The 21,933-nt window shown below is 55.2% G+C and carries 25 protein-coding genes and 5 tRNA genes; 14 read left to right on the top strand and 16 right to left on the bottom strand.

From position 1 onward, the window contains the following. Window positions 1–49 precede the first annotated feature (49 nt). From ABUA09_RS13165 to nagB, 6 genes are read left to right on the top strand one after another with little or no spacing between them, the layout of a single operon-like run. On the top strand, window positions 50–991 hold the full coding sequence (locus tag ABUA09_RS13165; RefSeq protein ID WP_081959907.1) for an acetylxylan esterase: 942 nt from the start codon (window positions 50–52) through the stop codon (window positions 989–991). A gap of 26 nt (window positions 992–1,017) precedes the next feature. Then, window positions 1,018–1,713 carry an N-acetylmannosamine-6-phosphate 2-epimerase gene (locus ABUA09_RS13160; protein ID WP_058118629.1) on the top strand — a complete coding sequence of 232 codons (696 nt, stop codon included), beginning with the start codon at window positions 1,018–1,020 and terminating at the stop codon, window positions 1,711–1,713. Next, window positions 1,710–2,627: an ROK family protein gene (locus ABUA09_RS13155; protein WP_208319275.1), complete on the top strand. Its 918-nt coding sequence runs from the start codon at window positions 1,710–1,712 to the stop codon at window positions 2,625–2,627. Before ABUA09_RS13160 ends, ABUA09_RS13155 begins: the two co-directional genes overlap by 4 nt. Then, a complete protein-coding gene (locus ABUA09_RS13150; protein ID WP_033118274.1) occupies window positions 2,617–3,069 on the top strand; it encodes a NanQ anomerase/TabA/YiaL family protein in 453 nt (150 codons plus the stop codon). Before ABUA09_RS13155 ends, ABUA09_RS13150 begins: the two co-directional genes overlap by 11 nt. Before the next feature lie 19 nt (window positions 3,070–3,088). After that, on the top strand, window positions 3,089–3,994 hold the full coding sequence (locus ABUA09_RS13145; protein ID WP_058118630.1) for a dihydrodipicolinate synthase family protein: 906 nt from the start codon (window positions 3,089–3,091) through the stop codon (window positions 3,992–3,994). A 39-nt stretch (window positions 3,995–4,033) separates the two neighbouring features. Further along, window positions 4,034–4,786 (top strand): glucosamine-6-phosphate deaminase, encoded by a 753-nt coding sequence (nagB, locus tag ABUA09_RS13140; protein ID WP_208319276.1) that lies wholly within the window; start codon window positions 4,034–4,036, stop codon window positions 4,784–4,786. Window positions 4,787–5,936: 1,150 nt separating this feature from the next. On the opposite strand, the gene ABUA09_RS13135 is transcribed toward nagB, so the two are convergent. The 9 genes from ABUA09_RS13135 to ABUA09_RS13095 form a co-directional block, all read right to left on the bottom strand. After that, window positions 5,937–6,275, bottom strand: coding sequence for a hypothetical protein (locus ABUA09_RS13135; protein WP_058118633.1), 339 nt, complete (start codon window positions 6,273–6,275; stop codon window positions 5,937–5,939). A 250-nt stretch (window positions 6,276–6,525) separates the two neighbouring features. Next, window positions 6,526–7,494 carry an ABC transporter ATP-binding protein gene (locus ABUA09_RS13130; protein WP_033118256.1) on the bottom strand — a complete coding sequence of 323 codons (969 nt, stop codon included), beginning with the start codon at window positions 7,492–7,494 and terminating at the stop codon, window positions 6,526–6,528. A 3-nt stretch (window positions 7,495–7,497) separates the two neighbouring features. Continuing rightward, the gene (locus tag ABUA09_RS13125) at window positions 7,498–8,487 is read right to left on the bottom strand and encodes an ABC transporter ATP-binding protein (RefSeq protein WP_033118255.1); all 990 of its coding nucleotides are present in this window, start codon (window positions 8,485–8,487) and stop codon (window positions 7,498–7,500) included. A 24-nt stretch (window positions 8,488–8,511) separates the two neighbouring features. Then, on the bottom strand, window positions 8,512–9,420 hold the full coding sequence (locus ABUA09_RS13120; protein WP_227151760.1) for an ABC transporter permease: 909 nt from the start codon (window positions 9,418–9,420) through the stop codon (window positions 8,512–8,514). A gap of 5 nt (window positions 9,421–9,425) precedes the next feature. Continuing rightward, window positions 9,426–10,364 (bottom strand): ABC transporter permease, encoded by a 939-nt coding sequence (locus tag ABUA09_RS13115; RefSeq protein WP_058118636.1) that lies wholly within the window; start codon window positions 10,362–10,364, stop codon window positions 9,426–9,428. 173 nt (window positions 10,365–10,537) lie between these two features. Further along, a complete protein-coding gene (locus ABUA09_RS13110) occupies window positions 10,538–12,124 on the bottom strand; it encodes an ABC transporter substrate-binding protein (RefSeq protein WP_208320017.1) in 1,587 nt (528 codons plus the stop codon). A gap of 506 nt (window positions 12,125–12,630) precedes the next feature. Then, complete coding sequence (locus ABUA09_RS13105) at window positions 12,631–13,017, bottom strand: RidA family protein (protein ID WP_033118252.1); 387 nt, start codon at window positions 13,015–13,017, stop codon at window positions 12,631–12,633. A gap of 23 nt (window positions 13,018–13,040) precedes the next feature. Then, on the bottom strand, window positions 13,041–13,475 hold the full coding sequence (locus tag ABUA09_RS13100) for an aconitase X swivel domain-containing protein (protein ID WP_033118251.1): 435 nt from the start codon (window positions 13,473–13,475) through the stop codon (window positions 13,041–13,043). Then, complete coding sequence (locus ABUA09_RS13095; RefSeq protein WP_208320015.1) at window positions 13,468–14,787, bottom strand: aconitase X; 1,320 nt, start codon at window positions 14,785–14,787, stop codon at window positions 13,468–13,470. The genes ABUA09_RS13100 and ABUA09_RS13095 overlap by 8 nt, the downstream gene beginning before the upstream one ends. Window positions 14,788–15,307: 520 nt before the next feature. Between ABUA09_RS13095 and ABUA09_RS13090 the strand changes: the two genes are divergently transcribed. Together ABUA09_RS13090 and ABUA09_RS13085 are read left to right on the top strand one after the other, a co-directional pair. Next, window positions 15,308–15,463: a hypothetical protein gene (locus tag ABUA09_RS13090; RefSeq protein WP_349949413.1), complete on the top strand. Its 156-nt coding sequence runs from the start codon at window positions 15,308–15,310 to the stop codon at window positions 15,461–15,463. 120 nt (window positions 15,464–15,583) lie between these two features. After that, window positions 15,584–15,937 carry a hypothetical protein gene (locus ABUA09_RS13085; RefSeq protein ID WP_033118250.1) on the top strand — a complete coding sequence of 118 codons (354 nt, stop codon included), beginning with the start codon at window positions 15,584–15,586 and terminating at the stop codon, window positions 15,935–15,937. A 188-nt stretch (window positions 15,938–16,125) separates the two neighbouring features. Here the strand turns inward: ABUA09_RS13085 and ABUA09_RS13080 are convergent, their stop codons facing one another. Both ABUA09_RS13080 and ABUA09_RS13075 read right to left on the bottom strand, forming a co-directional pair. Beyond that, window positions 16,126–16,866 carry a GntR family transcriptional regulator gene (locus tag ABUA09_RS13080; RefSeq protein WP_033118249.1) on the bottom strand — a complete coding sequence of 247 codons (741 nt, stop codon included), beginning with the start codon at window positions 16,864–16,866 and terminating at the stop codon, window positions 16,126–16,128. 179 nt (window positions 16,867–17,045) lie between these two features. Further along, on the bottom strand, window positions 17,046–17,252 hold the full coding sequence (locus tag ABUA09_RS13075; protein WP_058118640.1) for a hypothetical protein: 207 nt from the start codon (window positions 17,250–17,252) through the stop codon (window positions 17,046–17,048). A gap of 377 nt (window positions 17,253–17,629) precedes the next feature. Between ABUA09_RS13075 and ABUA09_RS13070 the strand changes: the two genes are divergently transcribed. The 6 genes from ABUA09_RS13070 (at window position 17,630) to ABUA09_RS13045 (ending at window position 20,945) form a co-directional block, all read left to right on the top strand. Further along, window positions 17,630–18,352 carry an aspartate/glutamate racemase family protein gene (locus tag ABUA09_RS13070; RefSeq protein WP_075704795.1) on the top strand — a complete coding sequence of 241 codons (723 nt, stop codon included), beginning with the start codon at window positions 17,630–17,632 and terminating at the stop codon, window positions 18,350–18,352. Window positions 18,353–18,865: 513 nt separating this feature from the next. Beyond that, window positions 18,866–19,231: a hypothetical protein gene (locus ABUA09_RS13065; RefSeq protein ID WP_033118246.1), complete on the top strand. Its 366-nt coding sequence runs from the start codon at window positions 18,866–18,868 to the stop codon at window positions 19,229–19,231. Between the two features lie 137 nt (window positions 19,232–19,368). Continuing rightward, window positions 19,369–19,749 (top strand): hypothetical protein, encoded by a 381-nt coding sequence (locus ABUA09_RS13060; RefSeq protein WP_058118642.1) that lies wholly within the window; start codon window positions 19,369–19,371, stop codon window positions 19,747–19,749. A gap of 75 nt (window positions 19,750–19,824) precedes the next feature. Beyond that, the gene (locus ABUA09_RS13055) at window positions 19,825–19,959 is read left to right on the top strand and encodes a 3-keto-5-aminohexanoate cleavage protein (RefSeq protein ID WP_227151758.1); all 135 of its coding nucleotides are present in this window, start codon (window positions 19,825–19,827) and stop codon (window positions 19,957–19,959) included. A gap of 536 nt (window positions 19,960–20,495) precedes the next feature. Continuing rightward, on the top strand, window positions 20,496–20,711 hold the full coding sequence (locus ABUA09_RS13050; RefSeq protein WP_058118643.1) for a hypothetical protein: 216 nt from the start codon (window positions 20,496–20,498) through the stop codon (window positions 20,709–20,711). Window positions 20,712–20,765: 54 nt separating this feature from the next. Continuing rightward, window positions 20,766–20,945: a hypothetical protein gene (locus ABUA09_RS13045; RefSeq protein WP_033118243.1), complete on the top strand. Its 180-nt coding sequence runs from the start codon at window positions 20,766–20,768 to the stop codon at window positions 20,943–20,945. A gap of 348 nt (window positions 20,946–21,293) precedes the next feature. Here ABUA09_RS13045 and ABUA09_RS13040 read toward each other — a convergent pair. The 5 genes from ABUA09_RS13040 to ABUA09_RS13020 all read right to left on the bottom strand — a co-directional run bounded on the left by ABUA09_RS13040 (window position 21,294) and on the right by ABUA09_RS13020 (window position 21,810). Further along, window positions 21,294–21,369: transfer RNA gene (locus ABUA09_RS13040), tRNA-Thr, on the bottom strand. 26 nt (window positions 21,370–21,395) lie between these two features. After that, a tRNA-Asp gene (locus ABUA09_RS13035) sits at window positions 21,396–21,472 on the bottom strand. Window positions 21,473–21,507: 35 nt separating this feature from the next. After that, window positions 21,508–21,583, bottom strand: a tRNA-Trp gene (locus tag ABUA09_RS13030). A 3-nt stretch (window positions 21,584–21,586) separates the two neighbouring features. After that, a tRNA-Ile gene (locus ABUA09_RS13025) sits at window positions 21,587–21,663 on the bottom strand. Window positions 21,664–21,734: 71 nt separating this feature from the next. Further along, window positions 21,735–21,810: transfer RNA gene (locus tag ABUA09_RS13020), tRNA-Asn, on the bottom strand. Between the last annotated feature and the right edge of the window lie 123 nt (window positions 21,811–21,933).

Here is a 21,933-nt window from a genome sequence, read left to right as displayed (position 1 = left end):
GTACTTTCGATATAATATATACAATGACAGTTGTGCGAGGGGATATACCATGGATAAATTGTCGAGGATGCGCCGGGAGGCGGAATCCGCCTACCCGTCACCCGGCGAGGTGGACGCCTGGGCGGAAGGACTTCTCATAGGAAGCGAAAAGGTAGCGGTGGAGGGGGCGGTGCTGGATGATATGCCTATCCGCGTCCCCTTTGGCAACAGCCCGAATACTTTGGTGAACCGCTATGTGAAATTTACTGCCAGCGACGGGCGGAGGCCTTTTTATGGCTATTGGCAGCCGGCGCTGAACACACCAGCTCCACTTCTCATCAACCTGCCGGGGTACGGCGGTTCCATTACCATGCACCCCCAGATAGCCGACTTAGGCTATCACATCCTGCACGTCTCGCCACTCGGGTATGTGACCCCAGAAAAGACAAGAGATGAGCTGGCGCTCCCGGACGGAAACTGGCCGGTCTTGCCCAACACTGCCGCCGGGATACCGGGCGGCTACGGGGACTGGCTTTCCGACTGCTTGCTGGCCATCCGCTGGGCCCAGGCCCGGCCGGAGGTTCTGCCACGGCGCCTGTCTCTGTTCGGCACCAGTCAGGGGGGCGGGGGCTCCCTGCTCCTGGCGTCTATCCTGGGGCCTGAAAGGGTGCGCTGCGTCTGTGCGGATCTCCCGTTTCTAACCGACTTTCCGGGTTCCGGCTTGGAGGGCGACGCCTATTCCCTGCTTCAGCCAATTTATGAGGCTGTCCCGGCGGCTGATTTTTGGATGAGGCTGGGGTATGTGGATACCGTGAGCCATGCCCATCGGCTGACGATGCCGGTACTGCTCTCCGCCGGCGGTGAGGATGCGACCTGTCCGCCCCGCACCGTTGAACGGCTGTTCCAAAGCCTTTCTGGCACGAGGCAGTATACCTATCTCGAGCACCAGGAACACACCCATTCCCGGTCCAGCATGTACCTCTTTTCCGCTTGGCTGCGGTTATACGCATAAGGTTTCCTACCAGAAGGGAGGGCAATATGAAACTCGGCAATGAAGAGACGCTTCAGAGGATCAAGGGCGGGCTTATCGTTTCCTGCCAGGCGCTGCCGGAGGAGCCGCTCCACAGCTCATTTATCATGGGGCGTATGGCACTGGCGGCTTCTCAGGCAGGAGCCGTGGGAATCCGGGCTAATACTGTTGCGGATATTAAGGAAATCCGCAACATGGTGGACCTTCCCATCATCGGAATTATAAAAAAAGTCTATGACGACTGTCCGGATGTCTATATCACCCCCACTATAGCGGAGGTGGATGCCCTGACGGCCTGCGGCGTGGAGATCATCGCCACAGACGCCACACGCAGGGACAGACCAGGCGGTGAGACCATCGAGACCTTCTTTTCCAAAGTCAGGGCCAAGTTCCCGGATCAGCTCTTTATGGCGGATTGCTCCAACGTGGAGGAGGGTATGGAGGCCGCCGCGCTGGGCTTCGACCTCATTGGCACCACCATGGCCAGCTATACCCCTTACACCAGGGGCTGCCCGCTGCCTCCCTTTGATATGATCGAATATCTGGTCAAAAATTGTGGAAAGCCCGTGGTGGCCGAGGGCAATATCATTACGCCCGAACATCTGCGCCATGCCATGGATCTGGGTGTCCTGACGGCAGTAGTGGGCAGCGCTATCACGCGCCCTCTGGAGATCACAAAGCGTTTTGTGGCCGTACTGAAATGAGTGGCAGATATCGAATTGCCGCGTTAGACATTGGCGGCACAAAAATCAAGGCCTGCCTTTTTGAGGGGGAGGTCCCCACTCAGACGGTCGAAGGGGATACCTTGGCCCGCAAGGGCGGTGCCCCCGCTGTCCTGGAACGTGCTGCAGCTCTGCTGCGCCCATTGCTGCCCTTTGACTTCATCGGCGTCAGCACGGCCGGACAAGTGGACCCAGGTACCGGGGTCATCCGATACGCCAATGAAAACCTGCCTGGCTATACCGGCATGGATGTAAAGGGATTCTTTGAGGCGCGGTTCCATGTCCCCGCCGTCATCCTCAACGATGTCTGCGCGGCGGCGCTCGGAGAGGGGGCCTATGGCGCCGCCCAAGGTGTACGGGACTATCTCTGTATCACCTACGGCACCGGAATCGGCGGCGGCGTGGTTCTGGATGGCCGTCTCTACTACGGGTCCGGCCCCTCTGCCGGGGGAATGCTGGGCGGCCTGATCCTGCACCCCGAGGATATGGACCCCCGGGACCCTTTCGCCGGTACTTATGAGCGGTATGCCTCTGCGACGGCCCTCTGTTTGGCCGCCAGCCGTTTGGACCCCTCTTTGACGAGTGGACGGGCCGTCTTCCAACGCATGGAGGACCCCTCTGTCCGGGCTGTCGTTGACGCCTGGCTCGACCAGGCGGCGGCCGGAATCGTCAGTCTGATCCATGTGTACAATGTCCCCCGTGTGGTTCTAGGCGGCGGGGTCATGGAGCAGCCCTACGCCATCCAAGGCGTCCAGGCCCGGACGAAGGCGCTTCTGATCCCCGGATTCCACGGCGTCCAAGTGGTAGGCGCCAAGCTTGGAAATATGGCCGGTCTGTATGGCGCGGCATATCAAGTGCTTCAGACCGGGTTAGGAGAAGGCTGCTATGATTTATGATAAGCTCTCTGAGATAGCCCGTTATCGTGGGCTGTCGGAAAATCTGGATATGGGGATCCGCTTTCTCCAGTCCACCGACCTTTTTTCCCTGCCCATGGGGCGGACTGAAATCTTGGGCAGCGACGTGTACTGCAATCGCTTCAACTACACCACTGTCCCCATCTCCCAGTCATCCCTCATGGAAGCCCATGAGCGTTACCTGGATATCCACATCGTTCTGTCTGGGCTTGAACAGGTAATGGTGGCCCCGATAGAGACGCTGACGGAGGTGGAGATCCGTGCTGATGAGGATTCCATTATGTACCGTGGAGCGCCAGAGTACACGTTCACCCTGGAGCCGGGACGGTTCCTTCTTGTCTACCCCGGTGAAGGTCACCTGCCGAAGCTTGCGCCCAAGGCCCCGGAGGACGTTGACAAGCTGGTCCTGAAAATCGCCTTTTAAAAAGAAAAGAGGAAATGACATGGAGCTCAAAAAATATCTGGGTGTCATCCCTGCGTTCTACGCATGCTATGATGATGCAGGCAATATTTCCCCCGAACGCACCCGCGCCCTTGCCCGGTACCTGCTGGGCAAGGGGGTCAAGGGCCTCTATGTAGGCGGCTCCTCCGGCGAGTGCATCTACCAGTCCGTCCAAGAGCGGAAGGTCATCTTGGAGAATGTGATGGCCGAGGTGGGGGGCAAGCTCACCGTCATCGCCCATGTGGCCTGCAACAACACTCTTGATTCCCAGGAGTTGGCCCGCCACGCTGAGAGCTTGAAGGTGGACGCCATCGCGGCTATCCCGCCCATCTACTTCCATCTGCCCCCTTATGGCATTGCGGAATACTGGAACGATATCTCCGCCGCCGCCCCCAACACCGACTTCATCATCTACAACATCCCCCAGCTGGCGGGGGTGGCCCTCACCCCGGCACTGCTGGCCGAGATGCAGAAGAACCCCAGAGTCATCGGCGTGAAGAACTCCTCCATGCCCACCCAAGATATCCAGATGTGGAAGGACCAGGGCGGCCCAGACTTCGTGGTGATGAACGGCCCCGACGAACAGTTTGTCTCCGGTCTGGCTATGGGCGCCACCGGAGGGATTGGCGGCACCTTCGCCGTCATGCCGGAGCTGTTCCTGAAGGTATGGGGCCTGTTCTACGCCGGAAAGGTGGCAGAGGCAGCCGCCGTCCAGAATGACATCTGCCGCATCATCTACAAAATGTGTTCCGCCCATGGCAATCTGTACGCTGTGGTGAAGGCCATCCTGAAGAAGCACGGCTGCGATATCGGTTCTGTCCGCAAGCCCTTGCCCGCTCTTATCGACAGTGATTTGACTGTGGTGGACGAGGCTTCCGCCATGATCGACGCCGCCATTGCAAAATAGTGCTGGGCCGTTTGGAACGAATAAAGGAGATACAAAGCCATGCGAATCTATCAGGAGTCGGACTACGAGGCCATGAGCCGTCGCGCCGCCAACCTCATTTCCGCAGAGGTCATCCGTAATCCCGCCTGTGTGCTGGGTCTGGCCACCGGCTCCACCCCCGTGGGGACCTACAAGCAGTTGGCCGTCTGGAGCCAGAAGGGCGACTTCAGCTTCAAGGAAGTTACCACTGTGAACCTGGACGAATACAAGGGCCTGGCACCCACCCATGACCAAAGCTACCGCTACTTCATGCAGGCCAACTTCTTCGACCACATCGATATCGACGCGGCCAAGACCCATATACCCGACGGTCTGGCCGCCGACCCCGGTGCCGAGTGTGCCCGGTATGACGAGCTAATCCGCTCCCTGGGCTACGCGGACCTGCAGCTGCTGGGCCTGGGTCATAACGGTCACATCGGTTTCAATGAGCCCTGCGACAACTTTGTGAAGGCGACCCACGTGATAGACCTGACCGAAAGTACCATCGCCGCCAACGCCCGTTTCTTCGCCTCTGCCGACGATGTGCCCCGCCAGGCGCTCACCATGGGCATAGGCTGCATTATGGCCGCCCGCCGGGTGCTGCTGATCGCCAGCGGCGCCGACAAAGCCGACGCAGTGTACAATGCCTTCTGCGGTCCCATCACCCCTTTCTGCCCCGCTTCTATTCTTCAGCTCCACAACGACATGGTATTGGTGGGCGACAAAGCAGCCCTCAGCAAGCTGGTCGCCGCAGGGGTGCCTGTATACGAATAGCCGGCTTTCAGGCCTTTGGCCTGGACAGAGTTTTGTCTCCCGGGACTTCTTTTTCGCCGAAGCGGCGACGGGCAGGCGCTGGATGCGCCCGACCGCTGTGTAACTCCCGGTCTGAAGAAGAATGGACCGGAAATACCTAGAAAGCCCCAGCAATCGCGCAAGGGAACCCATAAGGGAAAAAGCGAGCGGGAGCCGCCCAGCCGCAATAGCCAGGGGACTCCCGCCTTTTTGTTTGCGCCGCACTCTTATGCGCATAACAATGTAATGTCAGGTTTTATTAGTTTTCTACGGCCACTGGACTCAGGCATGAGCCACCCGTGTTTTCCTCCTGAGGACGGTCAGCTCGAAACAGGATCGCCACCTGAATCGTAGTTTTCTATAGTTCGCTGATTCCTCCTCTACGGGGCTCAACTTTGGGCTCGCTGCCTTCTACAGCGAGTTTTTCCCGCAAATACCAGCGCAACGCTCGGCTTCCTTTTTAGATGGTTGTACAGTCCCTGACTGCCCATGCTGTTTGTAAAGGTCGTGTGCTCCATTTTTGTTCCGCTATTCTCTTCCAACAAAAGCAAAAACCCGTCATCCCTTGCAGGATAACGGGTTCCGTCTGGAGCTGCTACCCAAATTCGAACTGGGGACTTCATCCTTACGAACAGCTTGGGAGCTATCCATGCGCTGCTACAGAAGACTTTCCGGCCCTTTTGCCCCGGAAAGATGCGGTCTCGCGTGCTTTCCCGGCCACCCTATCCACCCGCTCATTTCCCCGTGTGGGTCAGACATGAGTCTTGATATTGCTCTGCGAGAAAAGCCCTTACGCAATTTAAACATTCTTCTGCCTCACGGCGTAGCCGTGCTGCTTTTTTAATGTAGATATAAGCTTATCAATATCAACAACTTAAGGTCGGATATTGGATTTGCGGTTAAAGCAGAATTTGGCCTTTCTAGGCCCGGGGCCGCGGCAGAAAGAACGATTAGGGCGAATGGGAGAAACAAGCACCAGCAATCTCATCAACGACATCTTAGATGGCACGGCGGCAATATTGGCCAGGTGGATACTTGCCTAGAAGTCCTGAAGGATTGCGTTGGGGGAGCAGCCCTTAAAATTGCACAGTTCCAGTTTGTTTCTCAAAATGTCGTATTTGGTTTCCACCGGTCAGCGGCGGAAGTACAAGGGCATAAACTGCTCATAGCGCAGGTCAAGCAGGTTTATAATGAGAGTTTCCGTCTCGCCGGAGGGCAGCCAAACCCGGATGACCCGCAAGGAAACGTCCTGGTTTAAGTCCAACATGAAATCGTCGCTTTGTGTTTCATCTATCACATAGTTCCACTTCATTTTGCAGCGCATCGGGAAGCGGCCCCCATTGCCCTGGAGGAAAGCGAGGAATTTTGCGTCCGGATAGCCCTGGTCGAACAGAATCAGGCTTTGCGGGACAATCTTCAATTCTCTTTTAGGCGCTGGATGTGCCCCATTGCCTGTGCCCTCTCCATCCATTGATAAAAAGCGTTTCAGGCCCAGGTACGCAATCTCTTTACCGAGATGAAGTTGGTTAGATCACATATTTTCTCCCGTTTCATCTCGGCATCCCCTTATCGCAATTGCTTCCTTTGCAATTTTGAATGCCTTTTTCATTTTTCAATGCGCCATTTTACCAAAGTATTTCCACTTTTTTGTGTAATGCGTTATTTGTCCTTCAGTTGTTGGCATTGATAAGCTTATCGGCGCGAAGCACACCTTTGCGGAATCAATCGCCGCAGAGGTGGCAGGCAACGAAGTGGCCGGGGGAAACTTCTTTCAAAACGGGAGCCTCCTGGTGGCACCGCTCCTGGCAATGCTCGCAGCGGGCGGCAAAGCGGCAGCCGGGCTTGGGATCCACGGGGCTGACCACCTCGCCCTTGATGACCTTAATCTCCTTGTTGCGCATGGAGATATCCGGCTCCGGAATGGCGGACAGCAAAGCTTGGGTGTAGGGATGCACAGGCTTTGCGAACAGCTCGTCGGAACTGGTGAGCTCCAGGCACTGGCCAAGGTACATAACCATGATGTTATCAGAGATGTGCTTGACAACGCTCAGGTCATGGGTCACGAACATATAGGTCAGGCCCATGTCATCCTGCAGGTCCATCAGCAGGTTGAGGATCTGTGCCTGAATTGAGACATCCAGCGCGGAAACAGGCTCGTCGCAGACGATGAACTTGGGGTTGACGGACAGCGCACGGGCAATGCCGATACGCTGACGGCGACCTCCGTCCAGCTCGTGGGGATATGCCGTAGCATAGCGACGGGCCAGACCGACCACGTCCATCAGATGTGCAGCGCGGTTAAAGATTTCGCGTTTCTTGGGCAGCGTCTTGTTGATGATCATGTACTCGGCAATGATCTCAATGACGGACTTGCGGGGATCAAGACTTGCGTACGGGTCCTGGAAGATAATCTGCAGTTCCTGACGCATTTTCTTCATCTGCCTGGTATTGTACTTGGTAATATCATCGCCATTATACAGGATCTGTCCGGAAGTGGGCTCAATCAGGCGCAGAATGGTGCGACCCAGCGTGCTCTTTCCGCAGCCGGACTCGCCGACCACGCCGATGGTCTCGCCGGCGTATACTTTCATGTTGATACCGTCGACTGCGTGCAGGAAGGACTTGTCGCCTACCTTAAAATACTTTTTCAGGTCTACGGTTTCAATCAGAGGGATTCTCTCTTCTGCCATAGCTTAGTCCTCCTTTTCCTGGTGAAAGAGATGGCAACGGATGGAGTGCGTGCCATCGGTATAGACCTCCGGAGGTACCTCCTTGCAGATCTCCATGCACTTGCCGCAGCGCGGTGCAAATTTGCAGCCCTTAGGTAGATTGGTGGGATCCGGCATCAACCCAGCGATGGGCTGCAGACGGGTCGTTTTCGATTTGAGATTGGGCAGAGAGGCAAACAGACCGTCTGTGTAGGGGTGGTGCTTGGTGTGGGTAAAGATATCCTCAGCGGTGCCGAGCTCGATGATCTCACCGGCGTACATAACAGCCACATTATCGCAGGTCTGCGCCACGATACCCAGGTCATGGGTGATCATAATCATGGAGGTGCCCAGACGGTCACGCAAATCGCGGATCATCATCAGCACCTGTGCCTGAATGGTAACATCCAGGGCGGTGGTGGGCTCGTCTGCGATCAGCAGATCGGGCTCGCAGGACAGCGCAATAGCAATCACGACACGCTGACGCATGCCGCCGGAGAACTGATGGGGATACTCGGACTTTCTGGCAGGGGGAATACCCACCAGGGTCAGGGTTTCATCGACGCGAGCCTCGATCTCCTCCTTGGAGCGGCCCGCCTCGTTGTGGACTTGCAGCGCCTCGGCGATCTGCTCGCCCACGGTCAGCACCGGGTTCAGGGAGGTCATGGGATCCTGGAAGATCATGGCGATCTTATCACCGCGGATCTTGCGCATATGTGCCTCCGGCAGATCTACGATGCTCTCGCCCTCGAAGGTGATGGAGCCGGAAGTGATTTTGCCGGTACGCTCGGGCAGAAGGCGCATGAGCGTCAGTGCCAGCGTGGTTTTACCAGCGCCGGTCTCGCCCACCAGACCCAGCGTGGCACCCTTTTCCAGAGAGAGGGTGACGTCGTTGACGGCGTACACAGTCTCCAGGTCGGTTTTGTAGATGACGCTCAGATCCTTAATGTCTAACATCTTTTCTGTGTTACTCATGATGATAATTCCTTTCTGCCGGCATCAACTCTTCAGACGGGGGTCCATAGCGTCGCGCAGGCCATCACCCAACAGGTTCACGGAGAAAGCCGTCAGAACGATGGCCAGTGCGGGGAACAGCACCAGCAAAGGAGCACGCAGCATATCAACACGGGCACTGGACAGCATGGAGCCCCACTCAGGTGCGGGGGCAGGCAGGGACAGTCCAATGAAGCTCAGGGTGGACTGATAGATGACCAGGCTGGAGACATTCAGGGTCACGTTGACCAGGATGATGCCCAGCGTGTTGGGGATGATATGGCTGATGATGATACGGGCAGAACTGGATCCGCCGGCGCGGGCAGCCTCAACATACTCCTGGTCGACCAAATTCAGAACGCCGGAACGAACCAGACGGACATAGTTTGTGAAGTATGCCAGGGTCATTGCGATGATCAGCACGGGGATGCTGGAGCCCAGGGCGGCCACGACCACCATGGTGAACAGCAGATCGGGGATGGACATGAAGATGTCCAGAGCACGCATGATCAACATATCGACCTTGCCGCCGAAGTAGCCGGCGATAGCGCCCAGCGTGCAGCCGAACAGGCAGGAGCTGATGGAAGACGCAACTGCCACCAACAGCGAGTTACGGGCGCCATGTACCAGACGGGACAGAACGTCACGGCCATAGCTGTCACAGCCCAGAGGATGCTCAGAGGACATGGGGGCCAGCTTGTTGTCGGCGATCTGGACAACACCAGCCTCATAACTGGCGATAACGTCCGCAAAAATGACGACCAGAATAATGCAGATCAGCAGAAACAGACCGATCATTGCGCCCCTATTCTTTTTCAGTCGGCGAAGGATCTCTTTGGCCTGACTGGGACGCTTGAAGTTGATATCCTCGCCATCGAGCATATTGCTGGCAGGACAAGTATAAGTTTTAGCCATCGAGATCACCCTCCCTTACTGTACTTGGCCCGGATACGCGGGTCAATGAACGCATAGATCACGTCTACGCCGATCATCAGCAGCGTGAAGCAGATGGACACCATAACGGCGCAACCAATGATCATGGGCTCATCCTTCGTGCTGATGGACTCAACGATCAGAGATCCGACGCCCGGGATGGAGAACAGCTGCTCAGTGGTGACCATGCCGGCCAGCAGGCAGCCGAAACGCATACCGATGGAGGTGACCACGGGCAGCAGCGCGTTCTTTAGAGCGTGCTTCCAGATAACCGTGCGCTCGGCAACGCCCTTGGCGCGGGCGGTGCGGACATAGTCCTGACGAATGGCCTCCAGCATGGAGGACTTGGTGAAACGCAGATAGGCAGACAGCTCACAGATCGTGGCTGCAATAACCGGCAGTACATAGTGCTTCGCTGATTTCAGGCCGAAGGATGGGAACCAGTTCAGCTTCAAAGCGAAGATGTACATAAGTAGGATACCGACAACAAAGCTAGGCACGGCAGCCAGGAAAAAGGCGATCATCGTGGGGATGGTGTCCATCAGCGAATTCTGTTTCACTGCTGACAAAATACCCAACGGGACGCCTATGCTTATCGATAGTATAAGAACTAAAATGGCAAGACGCAAAGTGACCAAAAACCGGGGCCAAAGTTCATCAAAAACGTCCAACTTGGTAGAGTAGGACTGACCAAAGCTGCCCTTGGTGACGATATCTTTCAAGTAATTAAACCAACGGACAACAACCGGATCATTATAGCCCAGCTCTTCGTTCATTGCCTCGACCTCCGCCGCATTAGCGTTGGGTCCCAGGATCATACGACCGGGGTTACCGGGCGTAATACTCATAACAATGAAGATGATCAGGGTAACACCAAGCACGGTGGGGATCAGGAACAATAACCGCTTGATAATATATCGATGCATGCTTTCCTTCCTTTCTAACGGAAGATCTTCAGTAAAAACGTGTGTGAATAAAGGTGCGCAACATCCCTGCGGATATTCAGAATAGAAGTTGTGTGCAGGCGACTTTCTTCAGCCACCTGCACACGACTCGTCACTAAATAACGTCCTTAGTTGAAGCGAATCAGATGCGCCGATTACGCCTTCCAGCTCCAGTCATAGACACGATAACTGGTGGGGACCGCGATAGCATTCAGATCCTTGTTGTAAGCAGCGCAGAAAGGAATGGTGATGACGGGCGTCAGAGTATGGGTATCATAGTAAGCGTTATACAGTTCAGTGTAGATCTCGATACGCTTCTCCTCGTCAGCGGTGGAGGCACCTTCCTTCAGCCACTCATCGAACTTCTCGGACAGGTCGTTGAACTTGCCGGAAGGACCATCGTAGACGCAGTTTTTGATGCCCACAGCGCTGGAAGAGCTCTGCTGCTCGAAGTTGTTGAAATCGTAGTTACCGCAGTCATACGCCATAGCCAGGTCGTACTCCTGCGCGACCAGACGGTCACCGGCCACGGAGTAGTCCTGAACGACCAGCGTGGAGTGGATGCCAGCAGCCTCCAGCTGAGCGTGGATCGCAATGGCGTAGCTCTCGTTACGGCCGGCAGCGGCGATGAAGTCACCGAGCTGAATTCCATCGGGATAACCGGCATCCGCCAGGAGCTGCTTCGCCTTCTCCAGATCGAAGGGGATGGGGTTCTTCAGGGAGTCAGCAGCGGGAGCCGCGGCAGCATAGTTGGGGTTGATGTACATATAGGTGGGAGTGCCGTAGCCATCGCAGACCAGCTTGTTGACGCCGTCACGGTCGATGGCGTACATGATGGCCTCACGGACCAAGTCATTCTGCAGAATCGTGCCAGCGGTCGGGGACTCGATGTTGATGCAGAAGGTCATGACTTCGTTGGACTCCTTCTCAACGCAGGTGAACTTGTCGGTAGACTTGATGTCCTCCCAGTAGGAGATGGGGACGACCATGTAATCGACTTCGCCATTCTGCAGAGCGGTGATAGCAGAGGTATCATCCTCGATCACGTTCCAGACGATCTTATCGATCTTGGCCCTGCCGCGGTAGTAATCCTCGAAAGCAACAGCACTCCAAGAGGTCTTGGGATTGTAGTTGTCTTCATCCCACATGTAGGGGCCAGTACCAGCCTTATTGGCGACCTTACCAAAGTTGTCGCCCTGTTCGGTAACTTCCTTCTGAGACAGGATCTTCACCTTGTGAAGCATGTGGCCGATGGGGGAGAAGGACTGATTCATAACGATCTTAACGGTGTGCTCATCAACCTTCTCGACGTGGTCCAGAGGACGGACGTAAGAGGCCTGCTTGGGGCTGGCCTGAGCGAGGTCATAGCTGAAGACAACGTCATCAGCGGTCATGGACTCGCCATTGTGGAACTTGACGTCCTTTCTCAGGGTAACAATGTACTCGGTGGCATCGTCGTTGGCCTCGATCTTCTCAGCCAGACGCAGGTCGTAACCGCCCTCAGCCTCATTTAAATCATACAGGCCCTCATAAATGTTTTCGAAAACGGTGTACTCGTGGGTGTTGGTGGTTTGGTTGGGGTCACTGGTGGTCAAGAAGCCGGTGTTGCGAAGCGTAACAATGTTCTCGCTCGCATCGTTTCCCTGTTCACCGCCGCTGCCCCCGCTGCCGCTGCCGCCGCAGCCAGCCAGAACAGCGACCAGCATCAGAGCGGACATGAGTAGAGAGATAAACCTTTTCATTTTTCCTCCTCCTTAAATTTGAATCCCGTCCATATATGTACCACAGTACATGCTGGTTGGTTACAAGCGAATTATATACTTGTATATACAGCATTGTCAAGTGGAACAAGCCACTGTTTTCAAAAATTGTCTGTTTCGACAAAATTACCAATAAAAATATAGACGTATCGGCCAAAGGTTTGGATAAAATTTCCTCGTTTGGAAGCATCGTTATCGTCTGAACCTGTCTTCGCCCTATCCGTAGCCACCGGATATTTCGGAACAGTTTCGTGGTCGCTTGCCACCTTGCTCACCATATTGCGGATTGAAATAACTGCCCCCAAAAAGCGCTGCAGACGGTCATGACAGAGATACGACAAAACCCGCAAAAGTACGAACTTTCTGCGTAAAGCAGAATACGGTGCAGCCCTTACAACCATGAACTACACCGTATCCTACATGAAAATGTCGCTATTGGTCTGTGCCAAGGCAGGACTTCACTTAAAAATATGGATCAGGCCAGCGGCTTACACACCGGCGACACAGGTGATCTCGAACAGGTAGGGCTCGGCAACGGTGGGAGCCACGACGGTGTAGCGGGCGGGGCCCACATCCATGTTCAGGAAGAAGCGATCCCACACCTCGTTGGCGATGGCGCGGTCCTCACGCTTGGCGATGAAGATCTGGCAGAACAGAACCTTCTCCAGGCTGGAGCCGGCAGCTTCCAGAACGTTCTTCATGTTGATGAAAGCCTGCTCGCACTGAGCTTCCAGACCCTCCTTCAGGACTTCGTTCTCGTCTTCACCGACCATGCCCGAGACGAACACCAGGTTGCCGTACTTGATGGCCTGGGAGACGTTGTGGGTGGGAGTGGCAGCCAGGGGAGTATAAACCTTTTCCTTCTTGAATTCCATAGTGGTACTTCCTTTCAGTTGAATTATTTATCTTCGGCCGGTACCAGGATCTCCACAGTACCGTTGATGCCGTCGAGTCTGATGTAATCGCCGTCATGGATTTCCACACAGGGATCGCAGTCGGCGGGGAAATCGGCGACACAGGGACGTCTGGTGTTGAAGATGGCAGTGCCGCACTTGGAGTCCATCGTGGTGAAGACGTAGCCGCTGGGGCCGACGCCGTTGTACTCGCTGTTGCGGAACATATCGGACCAGCCCAGAGAGCCGCGGCTGCAGGGCAGCACAATGATTTTGCCGGCAAAGCTGTCGCCATAGTGGACGTTATCCTTTTCGGTCACCACGCCGGTCTTCACATCAGCGCCATTCCAACCGACGATGCTGTCGGGGCAGACGAAAGCATAACCTTCTACCACAGGGCCCCAGGCAGGACGGCCCCGGATAATCTTATTCTTACTCATATCTCCTCTTAACCTCCCAATAACCGCTGATGGCAGCGTCAATGACCTGCTCATCAGAACCGTAGTAGATTGGGCAGTCCCGCTCATCCTTGCTGCCGTTGCACAGCTTGAAGGAGGACAGGCCGAGGGACTTGGCCCCCTTTGCCACGTTGATCGTGCGGAGGATGCAGCCGCTGGTCAGGATCTCCACGCCCCAGTCCTTCAGGTCCTGGATGATGTGGGCCTGCTCGGCCATAGCGTACTGGGCAATGTTGGTGAACACGCAGAAGCGGACGCCTTCCTTTACCTTTCTGCCATTCATGTAACGCCAGATATTGATCAGCTCCTCGGCGGAGCAGTTGGGGCAGCCGATCTGCAGATAGTCGGCCGGGCCGGATTCCTTGTGGCAGACCTCATCCCAATAAGTCTGCAGGATCTCGTTGGTGATGGTGAACTCCGCCACAGGCTCGTGGCCGCCCATAGCCATCTCATAGGTCTGCGCCTCGGGGGATACACCCACGATCAGGCACAGCTCACAGCCGCTGGTCACGGCCAGAGCGGTGAAGAACGTCTTCAGCTTGATCAGGTCAGGCCGCTCGAAATCGCCGCAGATGACAGGGACGGCATTGGGGGCCAAGCGACGGCCCACAGCAGCGCCCAGCAGATCCCAGTCGGTCTTGTCCTTGGTATCACAGGCCACGTGGAACACGTGAGTGCCGTGGCGATTCTCGGGCAGGTGCAGGCCCCACTTGGGAGCTCGACCGCAGATTGCGGCGCAGAAAGTGGTGTTGCCGCCGCCGCCGTAGCCGCGGGCTCCCAGGATGGAGTTGCTGTAGAGCACGTTGCTGGACTCGGTGGTGACAAAATATTCGCCCATTACAGGCAGCCAGCCGGCCAGATAGGGGGCGCAGGTGGAGCCGATCATCACGCCGCGGTCAGCCGCGTCGGAGAGGATCTGGCGGTTGTTCTCATAGAACTCCTTGGTCTGCTGAGTCCACTGCCACTGAAACGTGTCGCAGCAGTGCACGTCATCCATGACGTAAGTGCTTTCGTTGAAGCTGTTGAAGGTGGCTGGATCCAGACCGGGGCATTTCAGCTTGGTCTGCCAGTCGTGATAGCCCATGGCCAGGATGTCAGGCCGATCCAGATTGCCATCGGGGAAGTCAGCCGGCTCGCAGGTGGAGCCGCAGCACAGATGGGCCTTGGTGATGGGCACCAGCTCCTCGGCACCCAAGATTTGTGCATAGTCGATAATCTTCTGCAGAGCAACCTGCTTGGCAGCGCCGAACTCGCCGTCGAGCATGCGCTGCTCGTAGGGAGTCAACCGAATCATATCGTGCAATCTCCTCTCGTAGTTGGTTTGTGATTTTATGTAAGATTGTGTGCAACCTACGTATGCTGGTATATACAGGTTGCCTTGTAAGTCTATCATAGATGCATTTATCTAAAAGTCAAGACATTTTTTGAGGGTAAGGGACATTTGACGGGCAATCGCAGGCCAAAAATTTGGAACATTTTTTGGCAAGACTGCACAATTTGCCGCGACAGGATGATTTAAAATGCGGCTTGACTGTTCACACCCAACGAGCCAACTTGTATACATAAGGAAATGTCATAAAAATGCTAAGAAGAGGAAAAAACAACGAAAATTGCGATTGGTAACGGTCAGCATGGTCTGGCCTACAAGCAGATGATCATGAAGACGTTCCCCGAGAGCGAGTATGTGGATGTGGGCTCCTTCGATATGTAGCCCGTCAGCTGTTATCCCGGCGTGGCAGAAATCGAGGTGGGTATCCGCAAATAGAACGCGGTGAGCCTGTGTGCCGCCATGGCACGCCAGGGGTCTGCTGCCCGTGCCGGTCTTCATCAACCCTTTCCTGAGCATGCATGCCTATGAGCAGGTGCGCGATGATCTGGGCTATATGAACAACAAGGTCGTGATCGTCAGCTCCGGCGGCGGCCCGGCCTATCCCCCCTGGGTTCCACCCATATTGCGGTGGAGGCCATGAAGGCCTGCCGTGCCGGATCCTGAAGGAGCAGGGCATCTCCTTGTCCGTTCTGAACTTCACTATCATCAAGCCCCCGGATACCGAGGCCACCTCGACCCATGCCAAGAGGACTTCGAGACCATGCTGGGCATCAAGGCCGACAACACCGACGAGAACTATTCCAAGATCGATCCCATGTGCTACAAGAAGGCGGACGAGAAGGTCATGGAGAAGTATCCCAATGTCCAGGTCGCGGGTAACTCCCTGCGTGAGGTCACTTCCGCTTGCCTGAACAACTGGCAGTGTGTCATGATGACCCGCAACGGTTGCTTTGTCTCCCGCAAGCACATGAACCTCGAGATCTATTCCTTCGCCTCCGGTCTGATCTGGTGCCTGATGGAGGGCAAGCCCGAGCTGGAGTGCATCGACTTCGCTGCTGCTTATTCCGCCATGTGCCATACCATCCGCAACGACTGGAACCTGGTCATCACGTAAGAGGTCTGTGACGTGATGACCGGCGCCTCCGCCCGCGTGAAGCGCTAAATCGGCAAAAGCCAAAACATATGAAAAGAGGACACCCGATGGGTGTCTTCTTTTTGTTGCTTGTTGAATTTTGTCGTCTGTCAAAGGCGGGTATATCTGCGACGATGCGCCGCTGGCCCAATCCTGATCTCGGGCAACGCTCAGATCTCCATGGTGATCTTGATCTTCTCTCCGCGGAAGATCACCTTGCTGTATTCGAAGGTGCGTCCGTCGGCGTCCAGAATCTGATCCTGCAACAGCAGCAGCGGCTGGCCGGGAAAAATGTTCAGCAGGGATGCCTCGGCTGGCTTGGCTGCCACGGACTCCAGAGTTTCCACCGCCTTGGCACGGTTCAAGCCATATGCCTGACTCAGCACAGTGCACAGTTGCTCACTGCTCAGGTCATACCGGTCAATGCCGGGGCAGTAGGACTGGGGCAGGTAGGAGATGTGGATGCTCAGCGGTTCCCCCTTCAGAATACGCAGGCGGCGGACCACATAGAAATAGGGGGCATCCAGGCCGGGAAAGTACTGGAGTATCTTCTGATCCGCGGTTTCCAGGTCGAGGGAGATCAGCTGGGTGGTGACCTCATAGCCCATCTGCTCCAGCTGCTCGCGGATGCCGGCATAGGACAGGGAGTGGGCCACGATCTTCGGTTCGGCCACATAGGTGCCCTTGCCGGGGATACGGAACAAAAGCCCCTCCTGCACCAGCTTGGTGATGACATTGCGCACCGTGGTGCGGCTTACTCCATAGATATGGCTCAGCTCGTTTTCCGAGGGGATCAGTTTGCCGGGCGCCCACTCCTTGGACTCCAGTTTCTGGAGGATTGACTCCTCAATCTGGATATGTAGGGGCTTGGCATTGGTCTTGTCAAGAGCGAACAGTGTACCACAGTCCATAAGTTTGTGACCTCCGAAAGAAAAATCAGCGTTCACCTTGCGCGATACCGCAAAAGGCATAAAACAACCAACTATACGGCAATGGACAGAACAGTCATGTGTATAATTCTACATTATATTAGTTATTTTACATGATTTCTCAGCCGGATTCAAGTAATTTTTCGAAAAATAGCGCAGAGCTATCCATTATCATTAAACGCACAGAGACTCCACCGAGTCCGCTGTGCGTTTTTCTTGACCTCGTTGCCGGTCACATCGAGAGCCACCAGGTTGGTCTTGCTGGCCTCGTTTCCCTGAACGGCGGGCATATTGACGGCGCTTACCGTGCCGCAGATATCCAGCTTCGGCTCATAGGTCTTGTTATCGGAGTCCTGCCCGATGATCATAGTCGATTCAATCTATTGGGGGACGCGAACTCAAGGCTTAGCCTGCTTAACCCGAACGCTGCAATAAGAGGATGGCTGACAATCTCCGTCACGGACTTCATAGCCCAGGAAAGGAGCGTACAGCCAGTTGCTCCTCTTATTGTAGCTTTGGCACAAGACGGACAAAACCCTCGGCTGGCTGCCGAGGATTCCAACCAAATTATATTGTAATAGAGAAGGGAGGATTGGCGAAATCATAGAAAAGCGGCGGGTCGGGGAAATCATGCTTGTCAATTCCCGGGATTTGTGTATAAATTATAGTTATAGAGCTTTGTATATACAGGTACAGGTATTTGTCCAGCAGGGACCTGTGCGGAAAATGAAAAGGAGATGTCTTCATGGAAAAAAAGCCCAAGATTTGTATTCTGCGCTGGGAGGAGGGCCAGGTCCTGCCCGCCCAACTGCAGCTGGAGTCTCTGCCCGGCAACAGCACCAACCCCGCTTCCTATCCCTTCGAGGTGATGATGCTGCGCGTCAAGGGCGCCAATATGGATACCATCGAAGAGAACCCCTGCCAGGAGATGCTGGATAAGTTTATCGTCGTGTGCAAGGAGCTGGCGGCTCAGGGCGTGAAGGCCATCACCACCAGCTGTGGCTTCACCGCATACTATCAGGAGGGCCTGGCCGCCGCCGTGCCCGAGCTGGTGTTCACCAGCGCCCTGCTACAGGTCCCCTTCATCCAGACCATGGTGGGCCCCAACCGCAAGGTGGCCGTGCTGACCGCCAACAAGTACCATCTGCGCGAGGAGCATCTGCAGCGCGCCAAGATCGTGGACCGCGATCACCTAGTGATCCTGAGCCTGCACGATCAGCCTGAGTGGGGCCGCATCTACACCCACCCCAACGAGGAGTTCAATCTGGAGGCCGTCACCGACGAGGTGGTTAGCGTTGTGCGCAAGGGCCTGGAGGAGAACCCCGACATCGGCGCTGTGGTGCTGGAGTGTACCGACCTGCCTCCCTATTCCGCCCGTATTCGCGACGAGCTGGGTATCCCCGTGTTTGATATCAATACCATGATCAGCTATGTGGCTTTGTCTCTGAACGAGTACAAGATGTTCTAAATGACGGCACAGTGGGGATCACATCCGGTGGTGGTCCCCGCTGTCTGCTTTTTTCGGCGCACCGTGCCCCGTCTTTGCTGCCTGTGGGGGGAGAGACCGTGGAGGAAGCGGTGCCCGCTGAAGGGAAGAGAGATCAAAGGAGAGCGCGCAAGCGAGAACGTGCAAAGCGTGCGGCCGATCATACCACCGGCGTTGTGTCCTACGCCCACATCGACAACGGTATGTCTCTGAGCAGAAAGAATGTCGATTTTTCTGAGGTCCAGTCAAATCTGTGAAAGCTTTGCTTCAACTTCAACCGGATAACGTATCACGATGTGCATTTTAAATCAAATGCGCGTCGTGATTTTTTTGCGCTCTTTTCAGTTCAACAGTGCCGTTTCTGACATTCCTCGTTCTTTTTTTGACGCAATTCAGCGCCACCCGGTATAATTGTCCCGTGATATGGTGCTAAGCACGCAATTGTTCTGCCAAATCCTTTCGCCGTACTTCCAGAATTTCCGAGGAAACATATCAATGCGCAGAAAAACAAAATTTTACATTGACCATATTGGCATCTCTTCCAAGGATTTCTTTGACAAGCCGGGCTTTTGCATGGGTAATTTTTACAAGACCCCTCTGGACAGGCCCTACGTTCCAGACCGGTATTACTCCGGCCACTACTACATGAGCTGCGGAAGCGCGTATCTTAAGATGGCTGCCTTGACCCCTCAAGGCGACTGCGCCTACCCCAAGAAGCACATCGAAGAGTTTTATGAAAGCGTTCCCTTCGAGCCTAAGGGCCAGCCTGGCATTTATAATGTAGTCCTGAACACTCGGGACTTTGAGGTGGTACGCAGGATCTATTGCCCCTTGCTATCTGGCCTGTGGACCAGAACCTGAAGATTTTCATGAACAAGCCCGCCCGCGGCGACACCTACTGCAGTCCTATCGGCGGCTCCGTGCTGTGCGCTTCTACCCTCTTCCCCTGCCACACTGAGTCTTTTCCCAACATCCTGTAGCTTTCATGCAGCACTACGATGAGGGCCAGATCTATTATCCCCGCCCCATGTGCAGGAGTATCATCCCAATGGCGTGACCGGGATCTCTTCCACCTTTCTCCGGAACAGTTGATAACTGCGCTCAAGCCGCTTGATACGGTCCAAGATGTGGTCAAGCAGTACCTGGATCCCAACCACACTTCTGATACTGTGCTTCTGGATAAGGACGCCTACGAGGAGGAGTTCTGGGTCGACGCTCCCAACGTTATCAGCAACTTTGTCGCCTTGGAATTCACCGGCGGCGGCCTGGATGACATTATGGAATTCGCCGTGGACCACCAAATTCGTTACTTTGTTCAGGGTGCCAAGATTTATGTTGATGCCCGGAAGGAAGCGGGGCTCTTCTTAATTCTTGCGTAATACGGACGGTAAGTATGTGCATCGGCGCGGCTTGGGTATGGCTGGCATTTACGAGTTGCTGTACGGAGAGAAAAGATGAACAAGCTGATCATCACCGCCGCCCTGGTGGGCTCGCTGCCCACCAGGGCGCAGAATTCTAAGGTACCCATCACACCCCGGACGAGCTGGCCCGGGACACCCTGGCCTGCTATAATGCCGGCTCCGCGGTGACAAATACAAAAAAGAGGTGATGGAGCGTGAGTTCCGCTTACTGGTGCCCCAGAGCAAGACGGTGCAGAGCCTATCGACTATGCTGTCTGCGATGGCAGCTCAGACGAAAAAATAGTGATGGCCGTAACAGAGATGACATCTCTGCTCCAACAGGTTGGGTGGAAGAAAGAACGGCAGCATTTACGTTTTCCCAAAATACACCTGCCCAAGCCCTACCCGTGTGGGTGTGGATTATCCCAATTATGGTCGGCTCGTGGGCACTGTGGCCTCTCTGGGCCGTACTCTGGAGCGTGGCCAAGATGTTCCTCTCATGAGAGATGCGCCACCACTGTACACATCCACAGCGACCGCAAGGGCCTCTCCAAAGAGCGTCAGAAGAAGATCGTCCAAGGTCACAGAGCGGATGACCACGAGGAGCAGCAGACCATAAGCTGACCCCACCCGGTGCCGCCCCTCCCCACACCAGATGCGGAGAACTATATGAACAACACGGATTGCAAGAATAAAAGTATCCTGCGGGAACAGAAAGGACTCCTATGAACAAACCTACCTACAAATCCTATGATGAGCTACCCCTCACCCTCTCCGCCCTCAATGTGGCGGCAGTGCTGGGGATTAGCCGGGCCGGGGCCTCTGCGAGCTGGTCCACAGCGAAGGCTGGCTTCCCCACCCTCAACATTGGTAGCCGCATCCTCATCCCAAAGTACAAGTTCCTGGCATGGATCGACGGAAGCTCTTCCAAAAAGGGATAGCTTTCTAACACCACTTGTGATATGTTTTGTGACTTGGAAGGGAGGGAAAATCTAATGTCAAAGAAAAGAGCCACCGTCGAGGGCAATATCCGCAAGCGGAAGGATGTCCTCTGGGAAGGGCGGTACACCGCTAGGTACGACCAGACAGGGAAGAGGATCATCAAAAACGTATTGGGCAAGACCCACAAGCCGAGGTCAAGGAAAAAAGGACTTGACCGAAAACGGCAGATCTGACCCCAAGGGCGGCAAAACCGGGCTCAGTACCACCACCGTCCGTAGCGTCCACCTCATGCTCCGCAACACCCTGGAACGTGTCAGAAAGGAAAAGGTGATTACCGCCAACCCCACTGAGGACTGCATCCCCCAAAAATACAGAAAAAGGAAATGAATATCCTGAAGCCCGATGACCTGGGTGCCTACCTTCAAGCAGCAGAGAAGCACAACGTCCTGCCCAGTACTCTTTTCTCCTTTCCCAGCCTTTCAGCGTGTGGTCCAGGGTGTAGGTCAAAGGAAATCACCAGCTTTTTGTGATAGCTTTTTCAAAAAGAAAACCACTCTTTTCGATTGAAAAGAGTGGTTTTCTGGAGCTGCTACCCAGATTTGAACTGGGGACCTCATCCTTACCAAGGATGCGCTCTACCGACTGAGCTATAGCAGCATATGAGGCGCGATTGCACCCCATGATGGCGACGCGGAAGGGACTTGAACCCTCGACCTCCGGCGTGACAGGCCGGCGTTCTAACCAACTGAACTACCGCGCCATCTTTTGTATCAGACAGCAATGCTGGAAAGGTTCTGGCAGGGGCAGAAGGAATCGAACCCTCGGCACGCGGTTTTGGAGACCGCTGCTCTACCTGCTGAGCTATACCCCTATATGGTGGGCCTTCACGGACTCGAACCGTGGACCGACCGGTTATGAGCCGGTTGCTCTAACCAACTGAGCTAAAGGCCCATCTTGCCGGTTTGCGGTTCCTATAGTAATGGTTTGCCGTCACGTCACCGTGACGGCAATCCCTATATTTCTGGCTCCCCAAGTTGGACTCGAACCAACGACCCTGCGGTTAACAGCCGCATGCTCTACCAACTGAGCTATTGAGGAATATTGAAGGGTCTGGTCTGGTCAGACCAGACCCTCATTTTGTGTTGGCACTACCTATCTTCCCGGCCCGTCTCCAGGCAAGTATTTTCGGCGCAAGTGAGCTTAACTGCCGTGTTCGGAATG

Source organism: Intestinimonas sp. RTP31139st1_F5_RTP31139_211217, assembly GCF_040226735.1.
Lineage (GTDB): Bacteria > Bacillota > Clostridia > Oscillospirales > Oscillospiraceae > Intestinimonas > Intestinimonas butyriciproducens.
Note: the sequence above shows the minus strand (reverse complement) of the source record. Positions and strands in the feature narration are given on the sequence as shown.